The organism is Streptomyces malaysiense (assembly GCF_000980885.2).
Taxonomy (GTDB): domain Bacteria; phylum Actinomycetota; class Actinomycetes; order Streptomycetales; family Streptomycetaceae; genus Streptomyces; species Streptomyces malaysiense.
Genome location: NZ_LBDA02000071.1, coordinates 122843 through 128842, shown reverse-complemented (window position 1 = coordinate 128842; position 6000 = coordinate 122843). Strand labels below are relative to the sequence as shown.

The window sequence follows — 6000 nt, the reverse complement described above, 5'->3', positions numbered from 1 at the left end:
GGGGAGGGGAGGGGAGGGGAGGGGAGGGGAAGGCCGGAGCGGGTCCGGCGCGGCTCTGACCCGCTCAGGCGCGGCTCGTCCGCGTACCGTCGGCCCCGGACCGGCCGCCGCGCTCGCGGCCACGTCGGACCGCGGGCAGCGAGAGCGCCACGGTCAGACCACCACCGGGCGACTCCTGCAGGTCGGCGGTGCCCCCATTGACGGTGACCAGCCGGTGGACGATGGCCAGGCCCAGCCCGGTACCGCTCGCCTCGGGGTTGCCGAACCTGCGGAACGCGGTCTCCCGCACGGTCTCGGGCATCCCGGGGCCGTTGTCGGCGACCCGCAGCTGAACCGTTCCGCCCTGCCGCTTGCCTGTGATCACCACCCGGCCGCCCTCCTGGACCGCGTCGAGGGCGTTGGCGATCAGATTGTCGAGCACCTGCTCCAGGTCGCCCTTGCCGAGGAAGGCGGTGAGCCCGGGACGGCAGTCGGCGGCGAGCCGGACGCGGCCCGCGTCGGCGACGGGCTCCCAGGCGGCGACCCGCTCGGCCACGAGGCGGTCCACCCGGATCGCCACCGGTCGCGGCACCGCGTGCTCGGCGCGGGCCACCGCCAGCATGCCGTCGACCAGCCGGGACAGACGGGCGATCTCACCCTGCGCGTCGGCCAGTTCCTCGGCGGTGTCCCCTTCGGCGTCGGCGGCGAGCAGGTCGAGCCGCAACCGGAGGGCCGCGAGGGGGGTGCGCAGCTGGTGCGACACATCGGCGACCACCGCCCGGTGACCGTGCACCAGGGCCTCGGTGCGGGCGGCCATCGTGTTGAACGTCGCCGCGAGGCGGCGCACCTCCTGCGGTCCCGCCTCGACGGGCGCCCGCGCGTCCAGCGCTCCCTCGCCCAGCCGTTGTGCCGCCTGGTCCAGCACCCGAAGCGGACGTCCGACCCAGCGGGCCAGCAGCACCGACATCAGCACGGCGGTGCCGAGGCCGCCGATACCGATCAGCGCGAGCCAGCCCCACATCGCCAGGATCCGGTCGTGGAGCGGATCGGCGGACCGGCTCAGGACGGCGACCCCGGCGGCGTCCGCGGTGTCACCGATCGGCACGGCGACGGTGAGCCACTGGTCGTCCTGACGCACCCGGGTGCCGGGGTGGGCGAGCGCGGAGGCCACCAACCTCGCGGAATCGTCCCCGGCCACGTCGGAACAGGCCGTCGAGAGCACCACATGGCCGGCGCTGTCGTAGACGGTCGCGCACTCGCCCCTCTTGTGGGCGTCCTCGACCAGGCTCCGCGCGGCTGCCCCCGACTTGTGGTCGGAGAGATACTCCTCGGCCGCCGAGGCGATCGACCTCGCCCTCGCGGCCGCTTCGTCCCGGAACGAGGTCTGCTCGCGCTGCGTCATGATCAGGCCGAGCGGCACCACCGCCAGCACCAGGATCGCGGTGATCAGGGCGAGGACGCTGAGCGCGATACGACGGGTCATGGCACTCAGCCGACCTCGCCGAGGCGGAAACCGCGCCCGTAGACCGTCTCGACCAGTCCGGGCACACCCAGCTTGCGGCGCAGCGCGGCCATATGGACGTCCAGCACCTTCGTGGGCCCGTACCAGTGCGCGTCCCACGCGCGTTCCAGGATCTCCTGGCGCGTCACGACCCGGCCCGGATCGGCGGCGAGGCACTGGAGGATGTCGAATTCTTTGGGGGTCAGCCCGACTTCCTCCCCACCGACGGTCACCTTGCGGGTGCGGGGGTCGACGACGAGCGGGCCGTGAGTCAGCAGCTCGGGCCCGGCGGGGCGGATGCGGCGCAGTACGGCCCTGATACGCGCCAGCAGCTCCGCCAGGCCGAAGGGCTTGACCAGGTAGTCGTCGGCACCTTCGTCGAGCGCGGCGACACGGTCGCCCTCCTCGCCGCGGGCGGTCACCACGATGATCGCCGCGTCCGACTGACGGCGCAGCCTCCGGCAGACCTCGATGCCGTCCATGTCAGGCAGGCCGAGGTCGAGCAGGACCACGTCGGGTACCGGTACGTGGGTGAGCGCACCGCGTGCGGTGCCGACACTGGTCGCCCGGTACCCGGCCCGGTCCAGGCCGCGCACCAGCGACCCGGCAAGCCCCGGGTCGTCCTCGACGACCAGCACCGTGAGCGCGTCGGGAGCCGTCCGAGAGCCCGCTTCCTGTTGCACGGCACCAAGCCTAGAACGCCGCGGACGACTCCCCGGATCGGCCGGAGGACGGGCACGCGCCGGAACCGCTGACGCAGTGGCCCGGCTTTGCCGCATCTGAAGCTTTCCCGAACGGCTTTCCGACACGGCGCGACGCACGCTGATGACATGGTGTCCGCGAGCCGGACGAGCGCCTCGCGGCACCGCCTTCGACCCTAGGAGGCCGACCCATGATGCCCATGCACGACTCCGACCCGGTACGGCAGCGCGAACACGGTCTTCGGCGAGTGGGTGCCACAACCCGCCGAACGGCCACCGCCGCGGCAGCGGCAACCCTTCTGCTCTCGGCCGGGTACGCTCACGTACTGCCGAGCGTCTCCCGACCGGTGCCCGGCGCTGTCGGGCACTCCTCCGGCAGCAACCCGCAGGCCCCGGCGAACGCCCCGGCCTCCACCACGCAGCCGGCGCAGACGACGACAGGAGCGTCCTGACCCGTGGCCCGACGGTCGCCGGGAAAGCGCTCCGGCCGGCGCCGACGCCCGCGGCGGACACACGGCGCGGGGGCCGCGGCCCGCACGACGGACCGCATGCCGCGTGACGTCGCACCACCTCATTGCCCGGGGTCGCTCTTCCTCGGGGCTTCTGTCGCCCTCGGGCCGTCCGAGCCGGAGCCGTCTCCCCCGGCCGCCGAGGTGGCCGGTGCCTTGCTCGGCGGCATCGGCGCGGCGGTGACAAGCACTCTGGCGTAGGCACCCATCACGGCCGCGGTCACGACGGCGATCACCAGCCACCGCAGATGCAGGCGCGCGGGCAGGCTCAACGCCCAGTACAGCAGCCCGCCGGCCGGTGGGCGCCTGGAGCGGCGGCCACGTGCACGTCCGCCTCGGCTCATCGTCTGCTCCTTCTGTTCAGGGCCCGCGAGCGCGGACGGGACCGGCCGATCTGGTCGCGGTATTCGAGGAGTTCCAGGGGCATGTCGAAGGCGACGGCCGCCACGATCTGCGGACCGTAGGCGGTCTCACGGGTGTAGCGGGCGACGAAGCGCTCGGAGCGCAGCGACCCTTCGGTGATCTCCACATCGGTTCCGAGAGCGGGGACTCCCACCGCTTGGATGCGGGTGCCGTGCTGCTCGGACCAGAAGCGCGGCACCGGTGCGAAGCGTGCGGCGCGGTCCGGGCCGCGCAACAGGGCGTCCGCGGCATGCTGGCCCATCTCCACCGCGTGGATGAGGTGCTCCGTGCGGCGCGGCTCCGCGTCGAAACGCAGGTTGGGCCAGCGGGCCACGTCACCCGCGGCGACGACGTGCGGGGTGGGGCGGCCCCAGCGGTCGATCGCGTGGCAGGTGGGAGCGCACAGCACACCGTCGGAAACGTCCAGTCCGCTGTCGCGCAGCCATTCCGTGCGCGGTTCGCTGCCCAGGCCGAGGACGACGAAGTCCGCGTCGATCACATCGTCGTCGTCCAGGCGCAGCCTGAGTACGTCACCGTGGTCCTGCCAGTCGGTGATCCTGGTGCCGAGCCGTACGTCGACGCCCGCCCTGCCCTGGATGTCGCCGACCACGGCCCCGACCCGCTCGCCGAGGACCCGGCGCAGCAGCGGTGCGCTGTGCACGACCAGGGTGACGTCCAGGCCGCGGGCACGGAGTGTGCAGGCCAGTTCGCAGCCGACGAATCCGCCGCCCAGGATCACCACGTGGCGGGCGGCCGCGGCATCCATCGCCCGCCGTACCGAGGCGGCGTCGTCCAGGGTGCGGATCGTGCGGATGCGATCGCTGAAGAGCGGGGCTTCGGGCAGCCGCTTGGCGTCCACTCCGGTGGCCACGACCAGCCCTTCGAAGGGAAGCCGCTCGCCGCCCCGCAGGTGCACGGCCGCGCCGTAGAGGTCGAGGCCGACGATCCCGGTGTCCAGCAGCCAGTGGGCGTCCAGCGCCTCCTCCGCCCTGAACGTCATCTGCTCCGCGGTCAGTTCACCGGAGAGGAACTGCTTGGACAGGGGCGGGCGGCTGTAGGGGCGGTGTGCCTCCTCGCCCACGATGACGAGTTCTCCGTCGAACCCGCGTTCCCTGAGGCGGCTCGCGGCGCTCAGGCCGGCCAGGCCCGCGCCGGCGACGACGATGCGCTTGCGGCTCGCCCGCGCCGACGCACCACTGCGCAGCGGACGCCCGGGAAGCCCTTCGCCGGCGGTACCGGCGGCGCGGGTACGCCCTCCCTCGATCTTGATCGCCTGCATGGGACAGCAGCGCACCGCCTGCCGCGCCTTGGCCGCGAACTGGGCCGGCACCGCCCGGGTGTAGTGCAGCGAGCCGCCTTCGGAGACACGGAAGACCTCGGGTGCCTCCTGCTGGCATATCCCGTAGATGTGGCAGCGGTTGTTGTCCACGCCGATCCGTACGGGCTCGCCCTCCGGGACCAGCGCGGGGCGCGGCAGGTCGAACGACTCGGCGGTGAGCGGGGGCACGGCCGGGAGCTGGGCCGGGGCCCGCCGTTCCGGGCGCGCGCCGCCCGGCTGTGCCTGCTGGGGGATGAACGGTACGACCCCGTGGCGGTGTCCCGGGGGCGCGGGCGGGAGGTGTTCCGGCGGATACCCGGGATGGGGATGGTTCACCTGGAGACTCCGGATCCGCCGGGAAAGGCCCGCTGGCGCAGCCTGCTGCGTGAGGGGAAGAGGCGGACGAGGAAGGCCAGCAGCACCGTTCCGGCCCCCGCCGCCACGCCGACCGCGACCAGGTTCAGGTGGCGTGGTTCCGGGTGGACGAGGAAGACGTGCAGCCAGATCAGTGCGAAAGACACGTAGCCGAACTGGTGGACCCGCAGCCAGCGGTGGTAGCCGAGGCGGTTCTGCAGCCACACCGAGCAGGCCACGGCGATCGCCAGTTCCGTCCCGAGGATGCCCATTCCCACGGGGAGGCGCTGGACGCCGCCGAGAAAGGGGAGCGTCAGCTGCGCCCAGCCGATCCGCCAGATCGGCTGGTAGAGGAACGTCAGGCCGTGGATGCCCCCGAAGATCATCGCCGAGAGGGCCAGCGTCATGTGGGCGCCGTAGAAGGTGGCCCTGTTGACGGCGCGCTGCATGAACCGCAGCCTCAGCATCACCCCCAGGACGACCGTCGAGACCATCAGCGCGTAGGCGATGAGCGCGGCCAGCCTCGCGATCTGGTGCACGCCCGTGTCGTACGGCACGTGGGCGCGGTACGCGTCCAACGGTGATCCCGGTATCGGTGGCGCGGCGGCGACGGCCTCCGGGGTCAGGAGCACGGTGACTCCGACCACCGTCACGGCGACGACCAGCCACCTGGCGGATCCGGCGACGACAGGACCGCGCCTGCTCGGCGCCTTGTCCCTCAGCACGTTGTGAGCTCCTCGCATCGACCTGCCCGCGGAACGCACGGACGGGGCGGGCGGCCGCAGCCGCCGTACTCGGAGTGCGCTCGCACGGGGGATGACACCAATGCCCCCGAGGGCGAGCCGCCTGCGGATGGTCCCCTTTCCCACACGGGCGGCTCGCTGATGGCGGCAGACGCTACACGAATCCGGGTGCCCCATCGGCGTGTTCGGCAAGAAGGGCGCAGAGGGGATGTCAGGAAATGGCCTCTTTCGCGAAGCTGGGGGAGCCGGGTTCGCGAACACCTCTGAATATCCTCTGAACTCTGTGGTGACATGGCGCTCCGCATGAGGATTCCGCCGAGAGTCTGCAGCACGTGTGAAAAGCGTCACCCTATTAATTCCAGGAATCAACTATCGAGAATTTATCGGCAAATAGGGCGCCAACGGCGGAAGTCGCCGAAGCGGGCCGCAACGATCCCGGCCGGAGCCGTCCGCCGGCGCGGCCCCCGCGCGTACCGCGCTCTTCGCGGGCGCG

Annotated in this window: 5 protein-coding genes; all 5 read right to left on the bottom strand. The window is 72.4% G+C overall.

Annotation, left to right across the window (positions count from 1 at the left end):
* Nucleotides 1-64: 64 nt before the first annotated feature.
* Nucleotides 65-1462, bottom strand: coding sequence for a sensor histidine kinase (locus VT52_RS28150; protein ID WP_046426334.1), 1398 nt, complete (start codon nt 1460-1462; stop codon nt 65-67).
* Nucleotides 1463-1467: 5 nt separating this feature from the next.
* Nucleotides 1468-2163 (bottom strand): response regulator transcription factor, encoded by a 696-nt coding sequence (locus VT52_RS28145; RefSeq protein WP_046426335.1) that lies wholly within the window; start codon nt 2161-2163, stop codon nt 1468-1470.
* 589 nt (nt 2164-2752) lie between these two features.
* Entirely contained in the window at nt 2753-3034 is a 282-nt protein-coding gene (locus tag VT52_RS37640; protein WP_143070928.1) for a hypothetical protein, read from the bottom strand.
* The gene (locus VT52_RS28140) at nt 3031-4746 is read right to left on the bottom strand and encodes an FAD-dependent oxidoreductase (protein ID WP_053055673.1); all 1716 of its coding nucleotides are present in this window, start codon (nt 4744-4746) and stop codon (nt 3031-3033) included. The genes VT52_RS37640 and VT52_RS28140 overlap by 4 nt, the downstream gene beginning before the upstream one ends.
* A complete protein-coding gene (locus VT52_RS37230; RefSeq protein ID WP_046426337.1) occupies nt 4743-5489 on the bottom strand; it encodes a ferric reductase-like transmembrane domain-containing protein in 747 nt (248 codons plus the stop codon). Before VT52_RS37230 ends, VT52_RS28140 begins: the two co-directional genes overlap by 4 nt.
* Nucleotides 5490-6000 lie beyond the last annotated feature (511 nt).

What these genes read in the sequence shown, in the direction of transcription:
- VT52_RS28150 (WP_046426334.1), bottom strand. Translation starts at nt 1,462, where the DNA reads ATGACCCGTCGTATCGCGCTCAGCGTCCTCGCCCTGATCACCGCGATC.
- VT52_RS37640 (WP_143070928.1), bottom strand. Translation starts at nt 3,034, where the DNA reads ATGAGCCGAGGCGGACGTGCACGTGGCCGCCGCTCCAGGCGCCCACCG.